Source organism: Nocardia sp. NPDC050710 (assembly GCF_040654375.1).
Classification (GTDB): domain Bacteria; phylum Actinomycetota; class Actinomycetes; order Mycobacteriales; family Mycobacteriaceae; genus Nocardia.
In genome coordinates this window covers 134126-154838 of record NZ_JBFAHV010000020.1, presented here as the reverse complement: position 1 = coordinate 154838, position 20713 = coordinate 134126, and the positions used below count along the sequence as shown (strand labels likewise).

Genomic DNA, 20713 nt, shown 5'->3' with positions numbered 1-20713 from the left:
TCATATTAGGCCCGCCCGGAGGCTTCCTCAAGGGCCGCCGAGCGGGCCTCGCGGCGTTGCGCCGCAAGCCAGTCATACCAGCGCGACATTCCTTCTCCCGTGGTCACCGAGATCGGAAGAACCTCGACACCTGGGTGTACCGAGGCCGCGTAGGCACGACATTTGTCCAGGTCGAAATCGACGTAGGGCAACAGATCAATCTTGTTGATGAGCACCAGGCTTGCGGCCTGGAACATATGTGGGTATTTCAGCGGTTTGTCTGTCCCCTCGGTCACCGAAATGACTACAACCTTGTCCCGCTCGCCGAGATCGAAGAGCGCCGGACAGACCAGATTGCCGACATTCTCGACGAACAGCAGCGCTCCCGGAGCGGGATCGAGGGTCTCCAGCGCTCGGTACATCATCTCGGCATCGAGGTGGCAACCTGCGCCGGTATTGATCTGGACCACCCGGCAGCCGGTCGCCTTGATCCGTTCGGCGTCCAGCAGCGTCGCCTGGTCGCCCTCGATCACCGCGATCGGCGCCTCGTCGAGATCGCGGATGGTTCGCTCCAGCAGGGTCGTCTTGCCTGCGCCCGGCGAGCTGGTCATATTGAACGCCAGGATGTCGCGCTCGGCCAGCCAGGCGCGATTGTGTTGGGCCAGTTCGTCGTTTTTGGCGAGGACCTTCAGTTCCAGGCTGACCGTCTCGGTGGCCGGCACGTGGACGTGGTCGGCGCCGGGCCCGTGGTGGTGGTCGTGTGGGTGACCGTGGTCGTGCTCGGACGAGTGGTCGTGGCCGTCGTCGTGGTGCCGCTCATGCGGGACGCGAATCACCGCCGCGTCGTCCCCGCATCCGCAGGTTGCGCACATATCTCGCTCACCTCCATCGATCGGATACGCAGCTCGCGCCCGGATTGGATCTCCACATCGGCGCTGCCGCAGGGGCATAGCAGGATCGGATCGGACAGATGGAATTCGGCGCCGCAGGTCCGGCATGTCGCAACGCCCGGAACCTCCACCAGCATCAGCTGCGCGCCCTCCGCCACCGTTGCCTCGGCCGCCAGTTCGAAGCAGAACCGCATGGCCTTGGGTACGACGGCGCACAGCGCGCCGACTTCGACGGTGACGGCGTGCACCCGCCGTCCCTCCGCGTGCTCGCAGACGGCGTCGATGACGCTCTGGGTGATTGCCATTTCATGCACCGCAGCCTCGATCCATCGAGCGGATCCTTTGAGATTACCCGGCGACGAGCACTGTCGCGCGAAATCAGCTACGACACAGCAAATCGAAGGTTCACGTCGAAGACGGGGCGCCTCGCCGACCGGCGTCGGATTCGCGAGGCGTCGCGTGTGGCTCCTGCCGAAATGTACGAAGTACACCCGGCAAAACAGACTCGAAATAGGCGCTTGCTCGCCGTTGTGGATACTTCGCCCGGCGGCCGTCCGTTGGCGCAGTATCTGCTTTTCTTCCGCTCACTCCCCGTTCGGCGCCGTCCTGACGCACACTGGAAGGCAATGTTTCCGGATTGATGATGCAACGTTCGAGCTGTGCCACATCTGGCGATCCGCTATGTCCACTGCCCTATGCGTGAAGGAGCGGTTATGAACGCGTATCCACCGATCGCCGAGCACGGCATCATCGGCGATTTACAGACTGCGGCTCTGGTCTCCTCGGCGGGCACGATCGACTGGTGGTGCACACCCAGGTTCGACTCGCCGAGTATTTTCGCCTCGCTATTGGACAGTGAGCGTGGAGGTTTCTGCCGATTGGCCGTGGATTCCACCGCCCGGGATGCGACAGTCCGCCAGCTGTATATGTCGGATACGGCCATTCTTCTCACCCGGTTCATGGCGGCCGAGGGGGTTGGTGAGGTCGGGGATTTCATGGAACCGATTCGGGATCCCGCGCCCACCGATCGGCATCGCCTGGTGCGCGTGGTCCGGGTAGTGCGTGGAACTCTGACCTTCACGCTCACCTGCCGCCCGCGATTCGACTACGGTCGCGCCGCGCACACTCTGGAGCGGATCGACAACCGGGCAGTGGTGTTCCATGGCCCGGAAACAGATCTGCACTTGCAGGCCACCGACTCGATAGCGCTACAGGACGACAACGGTGACATCACGGCACGGTTCACGCTCTCCGAAGGTGAGACCGCCGTGGTGGTGTTGACCAGCATGGCCGGCGACGGCCCAGCTCCGGCGCATCCGGCGCTCAGCGATATCGCCGCCGAGCTCGAACAGTGTCGCGGCTTCTGGCAGTCCTGGCTGCGCTCCTCCACCTATAGAGGCCGCTGGCGGGACATGGTCAATCGTTCCGCGATCACGTTGAAGCTGCTCACCTACGCGCCGACGGGAGCCCCGATCGCGGCGGCCACGATGGGATTGCCGGAGCAGGTGGGTGGTGAGCGCAACTGGGACTACCGCTACACCTGGATCCGGGATGCCTCCCTGTCGGTACGGGCGCTGATCGATCTCGGCTTCACCGAGGAAGCCCATGCCTTCCGACGTTGGCTGCGCGGGCGCATCGACGCCGGCGGCACCGCATCCGGCGAGCCATTGCAGATCATGTATCGGATCGACGGCGACCCCAAGCTGGAGGAGGAGGTGCTCACCCATCTGGAGGGCTACCGGGGCTCGGCGCCGGTGCGGGTCGGCAATGCGGCGGCCGATCAGGTCCAGCTCGACATCTACGGTGAGGCCGCCGACGCGCTGGCACAGGCCTCCGATATCGGCGGCATCGAAGGATGGCGGACATTCGCGAATCTGACCGACTGGCTGACCGACAACTGGGACCGGCCCGACGAAGGAATCTGGGAAACCCGTGGCGGCCGACAGGATTTCACCTACAGCCGGCTGATGACCTGGGTCGCATTCGATCGCGGTATTCGCCTGGCCACCACATACTCGCGGCCCGCGGATGTGGCGCGGTGGACACGAGCGCGGGATGCTGTATTCCAGCAGATCGTCGAGCGCGGCTGGAATGCGAAAAGGCAGGCGTTCGTGCAGCACTACGCCACCGAAGTGCTCGATGCGTCACTGCTGCTGATGCCCCGGATGGGTTTTCTGTCACCGGTGGATCCGGCGTGGCTGAGCACGTTGGACGCCATGGACGACGAGTTGGTCAGCGACAGCCTGGTCTACCGATACAACCCCGAGGCCTCTCCGGACGGACTGCGCGGCGTCGAGGGCACCTTCAACCTGTGCAGCTTCCTGTATGTGGAGGCGCTCGCCCGCGCGGGCAGGGTGACGCAGGCCCGCTACGCCTTCGACAAGATGCTCACCTACGCCAATCACGTCGGACTGTTCGCCGAGGAGATCGGGCCGTCCGGTGAGCAGCTGGGCAATTTCCCGCAGGCGTTCACCCACCTCGCTCTGGTCGCGGCCGCCATGGCCCTCGACGACCAACTCGATTGGGCCGAGGCGGCGGCCAAATAGGGCGACGAGCCGATGGCCGGTACCGAGGTGTCCAGCCCGCCACGCACGGTGGTTCTCCCGCTGGCGCTTGCGCAGTTCATCTGTAGCTTCGCCGGTTCGAATATGAATGTGATGATCAACGACATCAGTGCCGACCTCAACACCACGGTGCAGGGCGTGCAGATCGCGATCACGACCTTCCTGCTGGTCATGGCCGCGCTGATGATTCCCGGTGGCAAGATCACCGACCGGTTCGGCCGCAAACGCTGTTTCGTTGCGGGTCTGGTTGTGTACGGTGTCGGCGCGGTGGTGAGCGCGCTCGCGCCCGGACTGGGCGTGCTGATCCTGGGTAACTCGATCCTCGAGGGTGTCGGCACGGCGATGCTGATCCCGCCCGTCTATATCCTGACGACCTTGCTGTTCACCGAAACGACTTCCCGCGCACGGGCATTCGGGGTGATCATGGCCATGGGCGGCATCGGTGCCGCGGCGGGACCGCTGCTCGGCGGACTCATCACCTCCGGGCTCGGCTGGCGCGCGGCCTTCGCGTTTCAGGCGCTGGTGGTCGCGTTGATCGTAGTTCTCGGTCGGCGCATCACCGATCCGCTACCCGAGGACCCGACGGCGTCGTTCGACCTCCCGGGCGCGGTGCTGTCCGCGGTCGGGCTGATTCTGATCGTGATGGGGATTCTGGCCGCCGACAACGATTTCCGGCTGATGCTCGCCCTGCTCGCGGCGGGCTTGGCGGTTCTGGCGTTGTTCTTCCTGTCGATCCGCGCCCGGGAGCGGGCCGGCCGCGAGCCGCTGATCTCGACGAGTCTGTTCCGCAACCGCACCTCCAACCTCGGTCTGCTCACACAGCACGTCCAGTGGCTGGTACTGATGGGAACATCCTTCGTGGTCGCTGCGTATCTCCAGGTTGTGCGGGGATACGACGCCATCCAGACCGGCGTTATCTTCACGGCGGCCACGGCGGGGCTGCTGGCGTCGTCGCTCGCCGCGGCGCGACTGGCGCGTCGCCGTTCCCAGCGCACTCTGATCATGGCGGGGTTTCTCGTGACCATCGTCGGCATCGGCGTACTCGTCGCCTTGGCGGGCCGCTCTGTGAATCCCTGGGCCTTCGCTCCGGGATTGCTGTTGATCGGGGTGGGAGTGGGAGTGATGCTGACCCCGTCGGTCAACGTCGTTCAATCCAGCTTCGGTGTCGACCAACAAGGCGAGATTTCGGGGTTGTCGCGCAGCGTGTCCAACCTCGGCTCCTCGCTCGGCACCGCGATCGCCGGTACCATCCTGGCCGCTGCCCTGACCGGTCGAGCCTACGCCGCCGCGATGATTACGCTGGCCGTCATCGGGATCGTAGGTTTGGTCGCCGCGACGTTGCTGCCCCGACGTGCCGATACCGGACCACCCGGCGGGTGATGACAGTGCCGCGCCGAATGTGCGAAACACGCCCCCACGGACGAACGAGATGAGATCCGATGGACACCGAAGGCCATGCGCTTTTGCACCGTCCCTTGTTCTCGCGCAGTGTTCCGCTCGACCGCGACAATGCTGCGAGCCGCATCAGCGCGTACATCTACGGAAATATTCTGGTTCTTGCGGCGCTGGTGCCGATCGTTACGGCGGACAAGTACGTCGGAATACTGGTGGTCCTCGGTACGGCCCTGTCTACGTTCGTCGCCCATGTCTTCGCCGAAGCAGTCGGACACAGCGTGCGTGACCAAAGTGCATTGACGCTGAGAGGGAGCCGACACGATTTACGCAATTCGGTCCCGATTCTCAGCTCAGCGGTGTTGCCGTGCATCATTCTCGCGACGGGATGGCTGGGGTGGTTGGATCCGAGGACCGCGCAGATTCTCGCGGAGCTCGCTGTTCTGGTCCGCATCGGGAGCATCGTGTTCGTCATCGGCCGGCTGAAAGGCGAGCGCCCTACGGGAGTGTCCGTGTTCGCTGCCGTCGTGCTGACGGTTGTCGCAGTGACCGTCGTGATCATCAAGATCCTGTTGACCCATTGAGGCGCGGGACAGTTCACTTCGGTCCTTACCGATCGCGGGGCCGCGCATATCCTCGCGGGTCATACCCCGAACTGCGCGGTGATCCGGCCTTGGTCGATCGCCTCCAGAAATGCCGCGTGATCGCGGGCGTTCTGATCCGCGTACGACTCGGCGAACGCGGTCATCGCGGTATCGAATGCACTGCCGGCGCCCAGGTACGCGGCGATCGCGATCCGGTCACCGGAGCGCGCGTGCCCGTAGGCCAGCACCCGTGCACACAGCCGCCCGTACAGCTGCATTCCGGACGGAGTCATCTCTTCGACCACCGCCGAACCCTTTCCGTCACGCAATTGACGCACATAGAAGTCCCGTACCACGCCGTCGTGTCCTGAACCCTGCTGCCAGCCGAGGAAGATGTCGCTGGCCGCCTGCATCAACCGCTGCCCCGCGACGACCCGCTCCCCCTGGTTGGCGAACGACGGTCCGTCGAGATAACGCGCCAGCACCGACGGCATCGCTTCTTTCGCCTGGAGGAACAGGGGGTCGCCGTCGACTCCTTGCAGCAGCAGGATCCACGCCTGGGTGCCGACGCTACCGACGCCGACAACCTTACGGGCCGCCTGCACGAAGTCGAACTGCCCGAGTAACACTCGGCGGTTGTCCTGCAATGTCGACTGGTAGTCGCGCAGCCGCTCACGCAACTCCCCGAACAGCGACTCGGCGTCCTCTTCGGCGAAGATCTCTTCGATCGGGATGATCAGCGGCGGATTGCTGATGATCTTCCGTCGGCCATCCACCTCGGTGGTCAATTTCGCCAGGGCCTGCACACTGTCGCGATGCCCCGACTTCTCGACCGTTTTGCGCACGCGCTTCTTGGTCGACGTATCGAGTTCGTCGCGGAGCTCGACCAATTCGGCGATGGGCTCCAGGTGCGAGTACCACACAGCCAGGGTCCCCCGCTCCGCCTGCCGCAGCATGGTTTGGCGGTACTCGGCAGCGCAGGCCCCGATGACTGCCCGACGCTGCTTGCCGTTGAATCCCCGTTGCCTTGCGGCCACCGCGAGGCTCGCGACGAGGCGCTTGACGTCCCACTCGAACGGTCCCGGATACGTCTCATCGAAGTCGTTGATGTCGAATGCGAGCTTGCGTTCCGGGGTCGCGAAGATCCCGAAGTTGCTCAGGTGGGCGTCTCCGCACAACTGTGTTCGCAGGCCTGTCGCCGGAGTATGCGACAGGTCGTCGGCCATGATCAGTGCCGAACCTCTGTAGAAGGCCAAGGGACTGCTCGCCATACGCCCGTATCGCACCGGAATCAGCTCCGGGATACGAGCCGCGGCCTGGGTTTCCAGCAATCCGACCGGGTCACGTCGGTCGCCGGTCTCGTGTTCGGCGAGAGTCTCGAACGGAGTCGCACGCCGGGCGACCAGACCACTCTCGGCACGTTCGGCGCGGGTCGGCTGCCCGGCTCCGGATCGGCGTCCGACAGTATCAGCCATGCTCAACTACTTTTGCCGGGGATCTGGGGCGCTGCTTCGCCGACGGCCGGCGCCGACGATGACATCGCGGGCCGGGCCACCAGTTCGACCAGCAGCAGCGCTGCGGCGGCGAGAAGGATGGTGACCATCACGACCAGCCCCGACGGGTACTTCCAGAATACGAGGGTCATCGTGGCGATCGCGATGATGATCACTCGCAGCGGTATTCGGTACGTCGCGACGGCAGTCTCGACCGGGTTAGGGGCACGGCCGGTCTTCGGCGCCCGGACGGCATCGACGGCTCTGGTGAAGCCGCGGCGCACCGCCGCGGCGGAATCGGATGATCCGGTGAGATATCCGACTGCCGCGATTACCACCGCCAGGAGGAACACCGCACGCACCGCGGTGCGAAGAGGAAGAACAAGCGCGTCGATCATCGCCGCGGCCGCATCACGCGAGAGGACATCGGCGGGTATGTCTCCGAGGTAGATTGCCCTGCCGATGCTGATCGCCACCGCCAGAAGCACCATGGCCACCGCGATACTGACGCCGACCAATGAAAACGCCTTCCGGCGACTGCCTTTGGGTGCGGCCCAGACGGCTGCGGCGGCCAGGAGGAGAGTCACCAAGGGCAATACCGTGTGTGCCTTGTCCAGAGCCGACACCATTCGCTGTGCCTTGACCAGTTGGGGGGATTGGAACAGGACGAACGACTTGTCGACCTCGGGAATTTTCTCGGCGAAGGCGAATCCGCGCTCGGTCAGTTTGGTCTGGACATTGTCGATGATCGGTGCCAATTCGATACTGACCGTGCCCTGTTCATCGATCTGCACCGCCGCCCTTGTCTGGCCGGTCATCACCGCGACCAGCACTTCATGCGCTTTCCGGTTCGCCCGGATCCACAACGCCTCGAATTGGTCCGAGGCCACGAACTTGCCGACCGTTTCGTGAACAAAGGATTTGGCTTGATCGGCGAGCACCGGTGCCAGACCGACCACGGCGGGTGGAACCCGGGGTGCGTTCTCGGTCAGTGCCGTCAAAGCCTCGGCGGTCAGTGTCTGAATATCGAGACGAGTCATGATCTGATCGGTGATCTGGTTCGTCAGCTCGGTTTCCAGCACCGGATCGGCGGCCAGGGGCGTCACCGTCTGGATGTATCGGTCCGTATCGAGAACCTCACCGCGCGCATACCGCGCCAGCACCGAGGAAAACGCCAGGACCGCTACGAGTACCAGTAGTACACCCGCTCCTGTCCAACGCCATGCGCGATGATCGGTCACCCGCGATGGACGGACTCCCGCCGCCGCTGGCCGTTCCGCACCCTGGTCGAGACGGAGTTGCGCGACTTCCCGGCGCAGCCGCTCGAGTTCCGCACGCTCGGTGGCATTCAACGGTTCGCCAGCCTCTGAATTATTCATGGAATCGTCCAGATCTGTTGGTGCACACCCGTTTATTGCAGGACGGAACAGAATGTCTCCTGCAACTATGCCCATATGTTCGCAATGCTCGTTGCCCACCTCGGTGATGCAACCTCGATGCCCGAAAAGGTCGAATTATCCTGAGGCCACATGTCATCAAGCGGCCGTACTGCATTATAACGTGAATCCGGTGCCACCCTTGTACTATCAAGGGAAGACGCAAATACACCTCGGGTCGTTTCCGCGGCGGCACCCGCGGCGCCCATCCGGGGATTTTTCAGCACGCAAGAGATCACGAGCGAGGCGGTGTTCGCCGATCGGCAGGATCCGGCGGGACCGATCACGTCGAGCGCAGGTACTTACCCACAGGTGGTGGCGGCCGGTCGCGAAGTCATCACCCTGATCTGCCGAAGCGAGGATCTATGGTGAATGAGAGTGATTTAGACGAACTCGGGCCCATCGACTACTTGGTCGTGGAATTCCCCGCGGACCGGCAACCAGACGGGTCGGCCTTGCCGCTGCTGCGTGATCTGGTCGAGCGGGGCATCGTCCGTGTAATCGACCTGGGGTTTGTTCGCAAGGAACAGGACGGGTCGCTGGTGGGTATCGAGATCCAGGATCTCGACCTCCAGGGCGACTTCGATGTGACCCTCTTCGCGGAAGCCTCGTCCGGCGTGCTGGATCGCACCGACCTCGCCGAAGCCGGAACGGTGTTGGAGCCGGGGTGCTCGGGGGCCGTGCTGGTCTATGAAAACCGTTGGGCGGCGCCGTTCGCGGCGGCTTTGCGCCGGGGCGGCGCCCAACTCGTTGCCTCGGGTCGCCTGCCCACCCAGGCCCTGCTGGGGGCACTCGACGCACTCGAAACCGACAACTGACAGCAAGGAGCACAGCATGCCCGGTCTTCTGCGCGGAGTCGTCCGCACCGCCGCAATCGCAGGAACCGCAACCGCCGTCTCGAATCGAGTATCGCGGCGTCAGGGCGAGCGGTGGGCGTCGCAACAGCAAGCTGCTATGCCGCCGGCGGCAGCCCCATCGGAGCCTATGCCCACCGCGGGTGAACCGGCGCCCGACCGGCTCAGCGCGTTGAAAACACTCGGCGAGCTCAAATCACAGGGCGTGCTCACCGAGGAAGAATTCAATGCCGAGAAGGCCAAGATATTGGGTTCCGAACCGTGAGTTCGATTCATGCTGATGGGAGAGGGCAATGGATTCTTTCTGGGAATTTTTCTGGTTGACCGTATGGATCTTCGCGTTCGTCGCCTATCTGATGGTCTTGTTCACGATCATCACCGATTTGTTCCGGGATCATGAGATGTCGGGATGGTTGAAGGCGTTGTGGCTCGTGCTGCTGTTCGTGTTCCCGTTCCTTTCGGCGCTGGTGTACGTGATCACCAGGGGCCAGTCGATGACCAAGCGATCGATGGCGGCCGCACAGCACGCCAGGCAGCAGCAGGAGAGCTACATCCGGGATGTCGCCGGAAAGTCGTCGACCGAGCAGATCTCCGAGGCGAAAGCGCTTTTGGACTCCGGGGCGATCACCGCTGACGAATTCAGCGCGCTCAAGGCAAAGGCGCTCGGTGGAAGCGGATCGTGACAGATACGGCCGGACGACCTTCGGCTTCGATCGACACCCGCGGAACAGACGGCATACCCCGATGTTGATTCCTTGTGCCCGAGGCGATCTCGAATGTAGCGCCCTCGTCGAGGATAAATGCTGCTGATAGTCGAACCGCGAGAGAGGCGAGGCGATGAGCCGCGAGGAGGCGCCGAAGCGGGCGACGCGAGCCGGGGGCCTGGTGCTCACCGTGCTGGCCTCGGGTCAGTTCCTGATGACGCTCGACAGTTCGGTGATGAACGTGTCGATGGCGACCGTTGCCGCGGATGTCGGCACCACGATCACCGGTATCCAGACCGCGATCACGTTGTACACCCTGGTGATGGCGAGTCTGATGATCACCGGCGGCAAGGTGGGCGCCATGCTCGGCCGACGCCGCGCATTCGGTATCGGGCTGGTTGTGTACGGCGTGGGATCGGCCACGACCGCCTTGGCGCCCAATCTCCCCGTACTGCTGCTCGGCTGGTCTCTGCTGGAGGGGATCGGCGCGGCACTGATCATGCCTGCGATCGTGTCCCTGGTTGCCGCGAACTTCGCACCCGAACGTCGAACTGCCGCATACGGATTGGTAGCCGCGGCCGGTGCCGCGGCGGTGGCCGTCGGCCCACTGCTCGGTGGCGCGGTTACCACCTTCGCATCCTGGCGGTATGTCTTCCTCGGTGAGGTTGTCCTGGTCGTCGTCATCCTGGCGGTGCTGCGCCGCGTCGAGGACGCGGCACCGGCCGAGGTCCGGCTCGACCTTGTCGGATCGGTCCTGTCCGTACTCGGGTTGGGCATGGTGGTTTTCGGCGTGCTGCGCTCGAGCGAGTGGGGGTGGGTGCAGCCCAAACCCGGCGGGCCGGACGTTCTCGGGTTGTCGCCCGTCGTGTGGCTGCTGATAGTCGGTCTTCTCGTTATCTACGGTTTCCTGCGGTGGCAGACTCGGCTGGCCGCCGCGGGCAAGGACCCCCTCGTACAGCCCATGATGTTGCGGAACCGGCAACTCACCGGCGGTCTGACCATGTTTTTCGCCCAGTTCCTCATCCAGGCCGGTGTCTTCTTCTCGGTCCCGCTCTTCCTGTCCGTTGTGCTCGAGCTCAGTGCGCTCGAGACCGGGCTGCGCATTCTTCCGCTGTCGGCCGCGCTGGTGCTGGCCGCGGCCGGAATTCCGAAATTCGTGCCGCACGCCGATCCACGTCGCGTCGTCCGCATCGGGCTGATGTCGATGATCATCGGGATCCTGATCCTCGTCGCCGGTATGGATCCCGGCGCCAACGCTGGTGTGGTGATGATCCCGATGTTGTTCATGGGATTGGGGTTGGGTGCGCTGTCCTCGCAGCTGGGCGCCATCACGGTCTCCGCGGTACCCGACTCGCAGAGCGCCGAGGTCGGTGGATTGCAGAACACCGCAACGAATCTCGGAGCATCGCTCGGGACCGCTCTGATCGGCTCGATTCTCATTGCCACCCTGACCAGCTCGGTTACCGCGGGCATCGAAGGCAACCCGGATGTGCCCGCTTCCGTGCAACAGCAGGCAAGCACCGAACTGGCCGCGGGGGTGCCGTTCCTGTCCACGACACAGCTCGAAAACGCGTTGACCGAGGCCGGTGTCGCCAGCACGACCGCGGACGCCATCATCGACGTCAACGCCGACGCCCGCCTCGATGCGCTGCGGGTGGCGTTTGCCGTCACCGCCCTGCTGGCGATCGCAGCGCTGTTCGCTACCGGTCAGCTGTCCCGCACGGCGGTCGGATCACAGGAACGGCCGGTTCAGCCTCGAGACCCGGAACCGGACGACTGAGGACGGCGTCGCCTCCGCCGGAATTCATTCCGGCCGGTCATCCGATTCCGGCTGTTGGGCATGGGTTGTCGCTCGACGCGAGCGCACCGATGCCGTCAGCAAACGAATGCCCAACGAGATCAGTATCAGATTGCCGAGGATCTGCACCGACACCACCGCACGCGAGGTCTGCTCGGTGGCCACGATGTCACCGAATCCGACCGTGGAGAACACCGTCAAGGTGAAGTAGAGAGCGTCGAGGCGTGTCAGTGCTTCGCTGAAGTCGTCCGGCCGGGCGTCCGAGAGCAGGAAATACGTCGTCGCGTAACCGACAAGGTAGACCCCCATGGTGACGGCCGACGCCTCGACCGCCCGCACGCCCGCGTATTCGGCGTGTAGCACTTGGCGGATCTGCCAGACGTACACCACACCGACCACGGCTAGAACGCCGAATACGAGGGACGCGGCGCCCAGGTCGTCAATCCTGTTGAAGGGCAGTAGAAAGTATGCGGCCAGCAGCATCGAGGTGGTGCCCACGGGGCGCAGGACCGCCCGCAATAGCAGATACACCCTGGCATCCTTGGACAGGTTCCGGGTGCTGTCCCGGAACACCACCGCACCGCGCCTTCCCGGCCGGGGTGGTCAGGCTTGCTCGGGATGCCAGGTCGAAACCGCCCAGATCACCACGACATCCAGCGCGATGATCAAGACCGACCACCACGGGTAGTACGGCAACCACAGAAAGTTGGCGATGAGCGACAGCGACGCGATCACGATGGCGCACACTCGCGCCCACTTGGCTCCGGTGAACAAGGCGACACCGACCGCCACGAGGATCACCCCGAGCACGAGGTGGATCCATCCCCATGCGGTGACGTCGAACTTGTAAACGTATTCGATGCCGACCACGATCACTTGATCCTTGGCCACCGCAGAAATCCCTTGCAGGAATTGCAGAACGCCCACGGTTATGAGAAGGGTCGCCGCCCCTAGCGACGTTCCCATTGCGACCCCCTGCTTGACCCGCGAATCCTCGGCCATGATCCTGCCTTTCCTCGGGTGATTCGACATGGTGTCGAATTCACATCTTCCTCCGGCACGCAAGCGATCGCAGCATTTTGCTCGTCCTGGGGTCCGCAATGGACCCGGCGATATGCACTGGTCGAGGCATTTCGTGTGACGTCGGCACCGGGATCGAAGTATGAGCCGTTACCGAGAAGAGTGCCAATTCCCGGGCGAACCCGGGGCCTGTTCTGCTTCAATCGATATATGTGTCGATGGATGGCTTACTCGGGTGAGCCGATCCTGGCCGAGGACTTATTGTTCCGGCCGGCGCATTCGTTGATCGACCAGAGTATGCACTCTCGGCTCGGCGCGACGACTACGAACGGTGACGGCTTCGGGATAGGCTGGTACGGCGAGGGCGCACAACCGGCGGTATTCAAGAACATCGAACCCGCATGGAACGACCGCAACCTGCGTGAGATCGCCGGCCAGATACGTACCCCACACTTCTTCGCGCACGTACGCGCATCGACCGGGACTGCGGTGCAGCGCAGCAACTGTCACCCCTTCCGGCACGGTCGGTGGTTGTGGATGCACAACGGAGCACTCCACGGTTTCCACGAAATCAAGCGCGACCTGATGACGGCCGTCGACCCGGCGCTGTTCGCCGACATCGAGGGTTCTACCGACTCCGAACTCCTGTTCTTCCTCGCACTGACATTCGGCCTCGTGGACGATCCGTTCGACGCGGTCGCACGCGCGGTCGGCCTCGTCGAAAACGTCGGACACGCGCACGGGGTCGACGCCCCGGTGCAGATGACCGTCGCGACCACCGATGGCCGATCGATGTGGTTCTTCCGGTACTCGAGCGAACGGCAGACGCGGTCACTGTTCTTCTCCACCGAGATAGAGAAGCTGCGCGCGCTCCACCCCGAGGTCGAGGTTCTGCGCCACCTGGGCGGCGAGACCCGATTCGTGGTCTCGGAGCCGCTACGCGACCTCGCGGGGGCCTGGAACGAAGTACCGGAATCATCGGCCGGGGTCGTCCGTCCCGGCCGCGATGAAATACGGCCCTTCCAGCCGATTTCACCTGGCTGAGATCGAACCGCGTCGATGTCAGTTGGTGACCGTGCACCGTCGACGATTCGGCTGGGCGTGGTCGGATCGGTATCCGCAGAGCCGCAACGTCATTCGCGGTCCTTGTCGACCGGACCCCGCAGGTAGCGACCGACGGCGGTTTCGTCCAAGGCGAGCGCCTTGACAACCGATGCCGCGCCCACGATCACCACCGACATGACGAATAACCAACTGACCGTGGTGAAGGCAAGCCCCAGCGGACCGAAATGCTCCCGGGCGTTCGTCGCCATCCGAGGCAGGACGACGCGACCTGCCACGTGCACCGCGGTCAAACCGACCGCGGTGAGGATGCCGGATGCCCACAGCAGGCGCCCGGTCAGCGCTCCTTTCGTGAGCAGGAACGGAGCCAGCATCCAGACACATGCCCAGATGGCGGCCTCACCCAGCAGGGCGAGCGGCCGACCCGCGTAGCGGATCTGGGTGAGTTCGCGTGTCTGTCCCACCAACCCCGCGGCCACAGCGACCGCGATCAGCGCGGCCAGCCACCGCCAAGCATCTCGCGCCCCGATCACGGGTACCTTCCAGATCGCCTCGTAGACGCGCGCGAGAGCGCGTGTGAACGAGGTGCCGCCGAGCACGATCATCAGCAGTCCGACCACCCCGAACGCGGCTATCGACGGATCGGTCAGGGTGGATTCGCCGTCGGCGGCCAGCGATTCGGAGTCGAAGCCGAACTGGTCGCTGATCGTTTTCGCCGCCGTATGCCAACCGCTGAACACAGAAGCGGCGATGATCACCGGCAGCAGCGAGGTGAAGATCTGCGCGGCAAGGGCCAGTGACCGGTCCACGATCTGGACCTGCGCGAGGCCCTCGAGCACACGCCGCACCGTGCGACCGTACGGCGTTCCTCGCAGCCAGCCGGATGCGGCCTGGGCGCGCGCCACCGATACTTCTCGGGCCAATGCCACAGACAATTTCACGGACCGCACCGGAATTCACCGCTCTTCTGCTCGTTCGGTCGGAATGGGTCGGATTTGTGCAACTGGTGTCGGCGGAGACGAACCGGTACGACCAACAGTCGAATTACGGTCCGGCTGACCTCGGCCAGGATACCGAGCGAGTCGTAAACGACACTCCGGACGATGCACCTGTGCGAGGATCTCTGAGTCGGCACCACCGATCGATGTACGCAAGCGAACCATCCACCAGGGTTCGATCTCGCCGAAGTTCCGACATTCCAGGCATGACATCGAATGACGCAAACGGGATTCTCCACCTAACACAGGAGTAGGCCGATGATATCCAGGAAGAGCGTCAGCGGAATTGCCGCTGTGGCGGTAGTTCTGCTCATGACGGCAGCATGCGGATCCGACAGCGACTCGGATTCGAAGGCGACGACCGAAATGACACATGGTATGCAGGAAAGCATCGCCGCTACCGCGTCCTCTGTCGCGGGCTCGGCCCTGAACACCGCGCAGCAAGCAATCCAGAATGCGATCAACACGGCGCTGGCGGCCGCGCCGATCACCTTCGAGAGCGGCAGCTCGGACCTCGGCGTGGTGGATGTCGCCACCATCAAAGCGGTCGCGATCCCGCTGAAGGGGAACGACACCAAGATACAGATCACGACCTACGCCGAGGACTCGGATGCCGCCGCCGCCGAATCGCTGGCCAAGTCCCGTGGTGACAACATCGTGGCCGCACTCGAGGCCGAGGGTGTCGACAAGGCGCGCATCACCACGAAAGCCGAAGCCAACCCGACCGCGGAGGACGTTCAGGTCGACGAGGCCAAGATCGAAGTCATCGCCCGATAGTCGCGTCCCGAGCCGCCGGCTCAGGACCGCGTCTGCCGCCTCATGGTTGATCGTTCGCATCGGTGGTCTCCTCCGAACACAGATGCGGTGTCGGCTGAGGGCGCAGCCAATGGCCTGCGCCCTCAGCTCTTCCGGGCGATGTAATAGCTATTGAAGATGTCGGCGTCGATGTGCCGGATGTCTACGGAGGTGAACCCCGCCTCGCGCAGCATGCGGGTCGCGACTTGCTCGCCCCACATGGTCCCGAGTCCGTCGCCGTCGAGTGCGAGCGAGACCGTCATGCAGTGCATCGTCGAGAGTGCGTACATCGATGGTCCCAGCGGATGTTCCATATTGTCCTCCAGGTTGCTGGAGGCCTGGATATCCACCATCAGGAATGTGCCGTCGTCTTTCAGCGCCGTGGCAATGCCGCGGAGCACCTCGGCCGGGTGGGCTTGATCATGAATGGCATCGAATGCGGTGATCAGGTCGAATCTGTTGGCAATGTCGAGATTCGCGACGTCACGAACTTCGAAACCCACGTTGGTCAGACCCATCCCCCGCGCCTCCGCCCGCCCGCCCGCGACACCTTCCTCCGAGAAGTCGTAGCCGACGAACCGGCTGTGCGGAAAGTGCCGGGCGAGCAGGTTGAGCGCGTGTCCGCTGCCGCAGCCCACATCCGCGACCTCGATGCCCCGGTTCAGCAGCTCGGGAAGTCCGGGGACGAGTGCGATGGTGACGTCGATCAACGCGACATCGTGAATGGCCGCGCTCTCCTCGGCCATGAGTTGTTGAAATCGGCCGAATTTCGAATAGGGCACACCGCCGCCGTGCCGGAAGCACTCGACGATCTCGGGCTCGACGCTCGCGGACAAGGGAATGTACTGCACGAAGGCCGCGATGTTGTCGGGACCGGCCGCCCTGGTCAATGCCGCCGCGTGAGCGGGTGGCAGAACGAAGGTGCGGTTGTCGGGGCTGTAGTCGACAATCTTTCCGACGGTCAACGCGGCCAGCCATTCCCGCACGTATCGTTCGTCGAGATTCGCGGCCTCTGCGATATCCGCGCTCGTCGCGGGAGGCAATGAGCTCATCACGTCGAACAGGCCGGTCTGGTGGCCGATGCTGATCATGAGGGTCAGAAATCCGTTGTTGAGGACTTCCAGCATCCGAGCGCCGAAAGCCTCTGTGCGCGCGGCGAATTCCGGATCGGCGCCGGGCGCCGGGCTGTTCGGAGCCGGGGTCTCCGCGCTGTCCGACATGGGCGATTCACTGCTTGGCATAGTCGGCGAAGCCCTGCCAGTCGATCATCACGCAGGGCTCGTCACCCACGACCCATGCGTCATGTCCGGGTGGGGCGATCATGAAGTCGCCGGGCCCGTATTCCTGTTGTTCTCCGTCGTCCATGACCACCACCATCCGGCCCGAGACGCAGTAACCGATATGGGATGCCTGGCAACTGTCGGTCTGCGCGATCGGCTTGACATGCACCGACCACCGCCACCCCGGCTCGAATACCGCCCGCCCGACCGGGCCGCCGTCGAGGTTGACCAGATCGAGTTTGCCCTTGCCTTGCTCGAACGGGCGGGTTTCCTCGGGCGAATCGAAACTCTTGCGCACCAGACCGGACATGATGGTTCTCCTAGGTAGTGCAGCCCCTGCTCCAGATGTATCGGCATCCTCGGAGCCCACATCGCCGGGACCGAGCGCCTGCCACGAGGACCTCTAATGTGACGTGCATCACAGCCTATGTGTTCGGTGTCCTAGCTGCAAGATAGCTGCGATGACCCGACTGGTAGGAGCGGTGTCGGCCTGCGACTTGGTGCGGTCCGCTTGCCGAGCACCCGAACCCCGGGAACGTACTTGTTACGCTGCGCAGGCGTGTGGGCCCGAGGATGGGGCCTTCTTCGGGAGTACGGCGATGACGGGTGGTTTCTCGGTGCAAGGCAATGCGGTTTCGGACTACTTCCAGCTGACGGGACCCCAGCAGGTCTCAGCGGCCATGCCCGCTTGGGAACCGCATTTCACCCAGTTCGACACCGTTATCGGCTACTCCGCTCTCGGTCATGCCTTTCTCGCCGACAGTCGTACTCGCAACTATGCGGTACTGCATCCCTACTCGGCGGGGGCCAAGAGCTACGGCTTCTTCCCCGAGCGCACCGACTTCATCACCGATGTCCTGCTCGATCCCGGTTTCGGCACGTACGTGCTGCGCACCGACCATGTCGATACGATCCGGCAGCTGCACGGGCCCCTCGATGAAGGGCACGTCTACATCGCCACTCCGTACCCCTTCCTCGGCGGCAACGAGGATCCCGGCACCTACACCAAGGGTGACGTCTGGGTCTTTCTGGACCTCGTCGCCGACGCGCACGGGTTGTAGGTTCGGGGGCAATCGCCCAGTGCCGAATAACGAAGACTCGAAAAGAGATTGATCGCGATCCTGTTCATCTGTGTGAACTGGCGCTGCGATCGTCTGCCGAACCACCGGCGTTGAGGGGTTCTCGGTCGGGGTCGCCGTGGCACAGGATCTCGAAATCGGTAGCCAGATCGCGCAATTCGGGGGTTCCGTCGTGTGCGCCAGCCGGTGCAGCTGGGAGCCGATGCGTCCGGCCAGGTCGCGCAGAGCGGGCGAATCGATGTCGCGGGCCATGGCTGGGCGCGGCCAAGATCGAGCATCCGCAACCCTGGCGCGCGGCATCCCACCTGCGGTTCGGCAACCCGGTTCGTGCCGACAACCGCACACCGGCTCCTGAACAGTCCGAGCGCGTCGTGGGCCACGTCCCCGAGATTTATCAGGTTCGATGATATTCGTGGGCTATGACTACCCCTCATGATTTCGAATTCGAAGAAATCTACCGAGGTACAGGGGGCCCGTTCGGGCCGGGCGTCAAGCCGCCGTGGAGTATCGGGGAACCCCAGCCGGAACTCGCCGCACTGATCGAGCAGGGCAGATTCCATGGCGACGTCCTCGATGTCGGATGCGGGGAAGCGGCGATCTCGCTGTATCTGGCCGAGCGGGGTTTCACCACCGTTGGCCTGGATCTGTCGCCGACCGCGGTCGAGTTGGCCCGCGCTGAGGCCGCCAGGCGCGGCCTGATCAACGCCTCCTTCGAGGTCGCCGACATCGCCGCATTCACCGGCTACGACGGGCGTTTCGGCACCATCGTCGACAGCACGCTGTTCCATTCGATCCCGGTCGAGTCGCGGGAGGGCTATCAGCAGTCGATTGTGCGCGCCGCCGCGCCGGGCGCGGCGTATTTCGTGCTGGTGTTCGACCGGGCCGCCCTGCCCGAAGTGCCTGAACCGGGGCCATCGCCGGTCACTGCCGACGAGCTCCGCGAGGTGGTATCGCAGTACTGGGTGATCGATGAGATCAGGCCCGCGCGAATCCATGGCAATCTGCCTGCGGTGTTGCCGGAGGACGTGGGTTTCCGGTTCGAGGGTATGCGCGACGAGCCCGGTGGCCGTAAGTCGGTTCCGGCCTGGCTGCTGTCAGCCCATCTGGACTGATCCCGTCAGACGGATCGTGGGGGTGCGTTCCCGGGCGGCAAGCCACCCCGGGAACCCGCAGTGCGGATGCTACGCTCGCTCATCGCCGCCCCTGGTGGAGCCCCGCAGTCGTCCTGCTGCGGATTCCCGGCGCAGTCAGCAGGCCGCGCGCAGACTCATATGCTCGATTCGGGAGAAGAGTCCGGGGTCGAAGGTGCCGTGGGGCCAGAAGTCGTATTGCTGACGGCTGTCGGGGAGGTTCTGTATGAATTTGGCCAATTCACCGTCGAGTTGGTGGGAGAGGATGTTGCCCAGATACCGCCGGTTGGCATCTTCCAGTTCCGCCCACATCAGCCATGCGTCGTTGTCGTCGCTACTGGTGACCTTGGCGGTGAAGTGGGCAGTGCCATCGGGCTTCAACACCCATCTCGCACCGTGGAACATGGTGCAGTCCCCCTCGTGCATATCGTGATTCCAGGTGAAGACCTTGGCCGGTGCTTGCGCGGATGCGGTGCCGCCGAACGGAACGGCGCCGAGCGTGGCGACCGCGGTCACAACCACTCCGGCGATCGACATCGACAAGTGTCTACGGGTCGGGAACATCGCTACTACCTCCAGATCGGGGTGCGAATCCCGTTCCGGGACATCGCATCGCCTACTCCGATCAAATGATCCGCGCGATGCGGGAGGCTGTCACGAGTATTTTCCACTCGTTCGGAGCAACGGCACTACTCGAATCGCGGCGGCACGCAGCATCGTGGTACGCGTTACCGCACAAGGGCGTTCGTGACGATTTCGCCGGTGACCTTCTTGGTCAGATAGTGTCTGGAGTCGTGGGGTTTCGCACCGTTGTCGAGCGATTCGGCGGTGATCGGGGTGATGTCGGCGCCGGGGAAGGGCGGGAAGTACGGTGCGAGATCGAGGTGGGCGGCGACCAGGTCATCGCGGTCGACCAGATTGCTCCAGCCGACAACCGATTTGGGAACGGTGGTGGGCTGCGGCCGCAGCCGGTCATAGATGACAGTGCGCAGGCCGAGCGGAGACCCCATGGTCAGCAGCGTGACATTGTGATCTGTGCGGTGTAGTGCCTCGTAGGCGACCACCGACCCGAGCGAGTGCGCGATCACGATCCGGGTATCGGGACCCACATGGGCGAGAACCTGGTCCTGCGCGTGTGCCCGAACCGATTCGTCGGTGAAGTAGCGGGCGACCTGGGACAGGGACCGGAAGACGAACTTCTCGGCGAGCCCGATCCCGAGCGGCGCGAACCACCGCAGTCTGACCAAGCCATTGAGGGCCGGTCGAAGCGCGGCCTTCGGTCCCTGTGCCCGAGCGTCGGGTGGGAGCGGTGTCGTGAGTCGCCGTGCGGTCGATCGATCCCGGTCGTCACCCGCGTGCTCGGCCGCCGTCTGCAACCACTCTCCGGCGAGCTGCTCCATGAGATGGAGCTGCTCCTCGTCGAGATCTCCCACCGCCGTGCCCTGCGCGCCCTTTGCCAGGAACGAGTCACCGTAGAACGCCATGCGGACCGAGATATCGCCCGGTAAACCGTTGCGCCACAGTCGATCCGCCAACTCTGTATGACCGGACGTGCGAATTCCGCCCGCCAGGGCGGGCAGCCACTGGGCTTCGAGCGTATCCGCGGATTCCTGTTCCTGGGCGATCCCGTGGACGAGGACGACTGTTGCCAACGT

General features: G+C 64.1%; 22 protein-coding genes. 11 read left to right on the top strand and 11 right to left on the bottom strand.

Annotation, left to right across the window (positions count from 1 at the left end; genetic code table 11):
* Nucleotides 1–5: 5 nt before the first annotated feature.
* Together hypB and AB0H61_RS28575 are read right to left on the bottom strand one after the other, a co-directional pair.
* Entirely contained in the window at nucleotides 6–851 is an 846-nt protein-coding gene (gene hypB, locus AB0H61_RS28580) for a hydrogenase nickel incorporation protein HypB (protein ID WP_357310428.1), read from the bottom strand.
* Nucleotides 812–1183, bottom strand: coding sequence for a hydrogenase maturation nickel metallochaperone HypA (locus AB0H61_RS28575; protein ID WP_357310426.1), 372 nt, complete (start codon nucleotides 1181–1183; stop codon nucleotides 812–814). The genes hypB and AB0H61_RS28575 overlap by 40 nt, the downstream gene beginning before the upstream one ends.
* A gap of 399 nt (nucleotides 1184–1582) precedes the next feature.
* Between AB0H61_RS28575 and AB0H61_RS28570 the strand changes: the two genes are divergently transcribed.
* From AB0H61_RS28570 to AB0H61_RS28560, 3 genes are read left to right on the top strand one after another with little or no spacing between them, the layout of a single operon-like run.
* Nucleotides 1583–3415, top strand: a complete 1833-nt coding sequence (locus tag AB0H61_RS28570; protein ID WP_357310424.1) for a glycoside hydrolase family 15 protein — start codon at nucleotides 1583–1585, stop codon at nucleotides 3413–3415.
* 12 nt (nucleotides 3416–3427) lie between these two features.
* Entirely contained in the window at nucleotides 3428–4813 is a 1386-nt protein-coding gene (locus AB0H61_RS28565) for an MFS transporter (protein WP_357310422.1), read from the top strand.
* Between the two features lie 59 nt (nucleotides 4814–4872).
* Nucleotides 4873–5409: a hypothetical protein gene (locus tag AB0H61_RS28560; RefSeq protein ID WP_357310421.1), complete on the top strand. Its 537-nt coding sequence runs from the start codon at nucleotides 4873–4875 to the stop codon at nucleotides 5407–5409.
* Between the two features lie 59 nt (nucleotides 5410–5468).
* Here the strand turns inward: AB0H61_RS28560 and AB0H61_RS28555 are convergent, their stop codons facing one another.
* Both AB0H61_RS28555 and AB0H61_RS28550 read right to left on the bottom strand, forming a co-directional pair.
* Entirely contained in the window at nucleotides 5469–6884 is a 1416-nt protein-coding gene (locus AB0H61_RS28555) for a DUF2252 domain-containing protein (protein ID WP_357310419.1), read from the bottom strand.
* Between the two features lie 2 nt (nucleotides 6885–6886).
* Entirely contained in the window at nucleotides 6887–8281 is a 1395-nt protein-coding gene (locus AB0H61_RS28550; RefSeq protein WP_357310417.1) for a hypothetical protein, read from the bottom strand.
* Nucleotides 8282–8706: 425 nt separating this feature from the next.
* On the opposite strand from AB0H61_RS28550, the gene AB0H61_RS28545 reads away from it, so the two are divergent.
* From AB0H61_RS28545 to AB0H61_RS28530, 4 genes are all read left to right on the top strand, one after another.
* A complete protein-coding gene (locus tag AB0H61_RS28545; protein ID WP_357310415.1) occupies nucleotides 8707–9156 on the top strand; it encodes a DUF6325 family protein in 450 nt (149 codons plus the stop codon).
* Between the two features lie 16 nt (nucleotides 9157–9172).
* Nucleotides 9173–9457 carry an SHOCT domain-containing protein gene (locus AB0H61_RS28540; protein WP_357310413.1) on the top strand — a complete coding sequence of 95 codons (285 nt, stop codon included), beginning with the start codon at nucleotides 9173–9175 and terminating at the stop codon, nucleotides 9455–9457.
* A gap of 28 nt (nucleotides 9458–9485) precedes the next feature.
* Complete coding sequence (locus AB0H61_RS28535) at nucleotides 9486–9875, top strand: SHOCT domain-containing protein (protein WP_357310411.1); 390 nt, start codon at nucleotides 9486–9488, stop codon at nucleotides 9873–9875.
* 154 nt (nucleotides 9876–10029) lie between these two features.
* Complete coding sequence (locus AB0H61_RS28530; protein WP_357310408.1) at nucleotides 10030–11676, top strand: MFS transporter; 1647 nt, start codon at nucleotides 10030–10032, stop codon at nucleotides 11674–11676.
* Nucleotides 11677–11700: 24 nt separating this feature from the next.
* On the opposite strand, the gene AB0H61_RS28525 is transcribed toward AB0H61_RS28530, so the two are convergent.
* Nucleotides 11701–12270, bottom strand: a complete 570-nt coding sequence (locus AB0H61_RS28525) for a potassium channel family protein (protein ID WP_357310406.1) — start codon at nucleotides 12268–12270, stop codon at nucleotides 11701–11703.
* 27 nt (nucleotides 12271–12297) lie between these two features.
* On the bottom strand, nucleotides 12298–12696 hold the full coding sequence (locus AB0H61_RS28520) for a hypothetical protein (RefSeq protein WP_357310404.1): 399 nt from the start codon (nucleotides 12694–12696) through the stop codon (nucleotides 12298–12300).
* Nucleotides 12697–12936: 240 nt separating this feature from the next.
* On the opposite strand from AB0H61_RS28520, the gene AB0H61_RS28515 reads away from it, so the two are divergent.
* On the top strand, nucleotides 12937–13758 hold the full coding sequence (locus AB0H61_RS28515; protein WP_357310402.1) for a class II glutamine amidotransferase: 822 nt from the start codon (nucleotides 12937–12939) through the stop codon (nucleotides 13756–13758).
* 89 nt (nucleotides 13759–13847) lie between these two features.
* Here the strand turns inward: AB0H61_RS28515 and AB0H61_RS28510 are convergent, their stop codons facing one another.
* Nucleotides 13848–14726, bottom strand: a complete 879-nt coding sequence (locus AB0H61_RS28510) for a hypothetical protein (RefSeq protein WP_357310400.1) — start codon at nucleotides 14724–14726, stop codon at nucleotides 13848–13850.
* Nucleotides 14727–15152: 426 nt separating this feature from the next.
* On the opposite strand from AB0H61_RS28510, the gene AB0H61_RS28505 reads away from it, so the two are divergent.
* The gene (locus AB0H61_RS28505) at nucleotides 15153–15551 is read left to right on the top strand and encodes an OmpA family protein (protein ID WP_357310398.1); all 399 of its coding nucleotides are present in this window, start codon (nucleotides 15153–15155) and stop codon (nucleotides 15549–15551) included.
* 122 nt (nucleotides 15552–15673) lie between these two features.
* Here AB0H61_RS28505 and AB0H61_RS28500 read toward each other — a convergent pair whose 3' ends face one another.
* Nucleotides 15674–16789, bottom strand: coding sequence for a class I SAM-dependent methyltransferase (locus AB0H61_RS28500; protein ID WP_357310396.1), 1116 nt, complete (start codon nucleotides 16787–16789; stop codon nucleotides 15674–15676).
* A gap of 7 nt (nucleotides 16790–16796) precedes the next feature.
* Nucleotides 16797–17159, bottom strand: coding sequence for a cupin domain-containing protein (locus tag AB0H61_RS28495; protein ID WP_357310395.1), 363 nt, complete (start codon nucleotides 17157–17159; stop codon nucleotides 16797–16799).
* A 289-nt stretch (nucleotides 17160–17448) separates the two neighbouring features.
* On the opposite strand from AB0H61_RS28495, the gene AB0H61_RS28490 reads away from it, so the two are divergent.
* Both AB0H61_RS28490 and AB0H61_RS28485 read left to right on the top strand, forming a co-directional pair.
* A complete protein-coding gene (locus AB0H61_RS28490; RefSeq protein WP_357310393.1) occupies nucleotides 17449–17910 on the top strand; it encodes a hypothetical protein in 462 nt (153 codons plus the stop codon).
* 437 nt (nucleotides 17911–18347) lie between these two features.
* Entirely contained in the window at nucleotides 18348–19040 is a 693-nt protein-coding gene (locus AB0H61_RS28485) for a class I SAM-dependent methyltransferase (RefSeq protein WP_357310391.1), read from the top strand.
* A 135-nt stretch (nucleotides 19041–19175) separates the two neighbouring features.
* Here AB0H61_RS28485 and AB0H61_RS28480 read toward each other — a convergent pair whose 3' ends face one another.
* Entirely contained in the window at nucleotides 19176–19595 is a 420-nt protein-coding gene (locus AB0H61_RS28480) for a DUF6294 family protein (protein ID WP_357310388.1), read from the bottom strand.
* Between the two features lie 191 nt (nucleotides 19596–19786).
* A complete protein-coding gene (locus tag AB0H61_RS28475) occupies nucleotides 19787–20710 on the bottom strand; it encodes a hypothetical protein (RefSeq protein ID WP_357310386.1) in 924 nt (307 codons plus the stop codon).
* Between the last annotated feature and the right edge of the window lie 3 nt (nucleotides 20711–20713).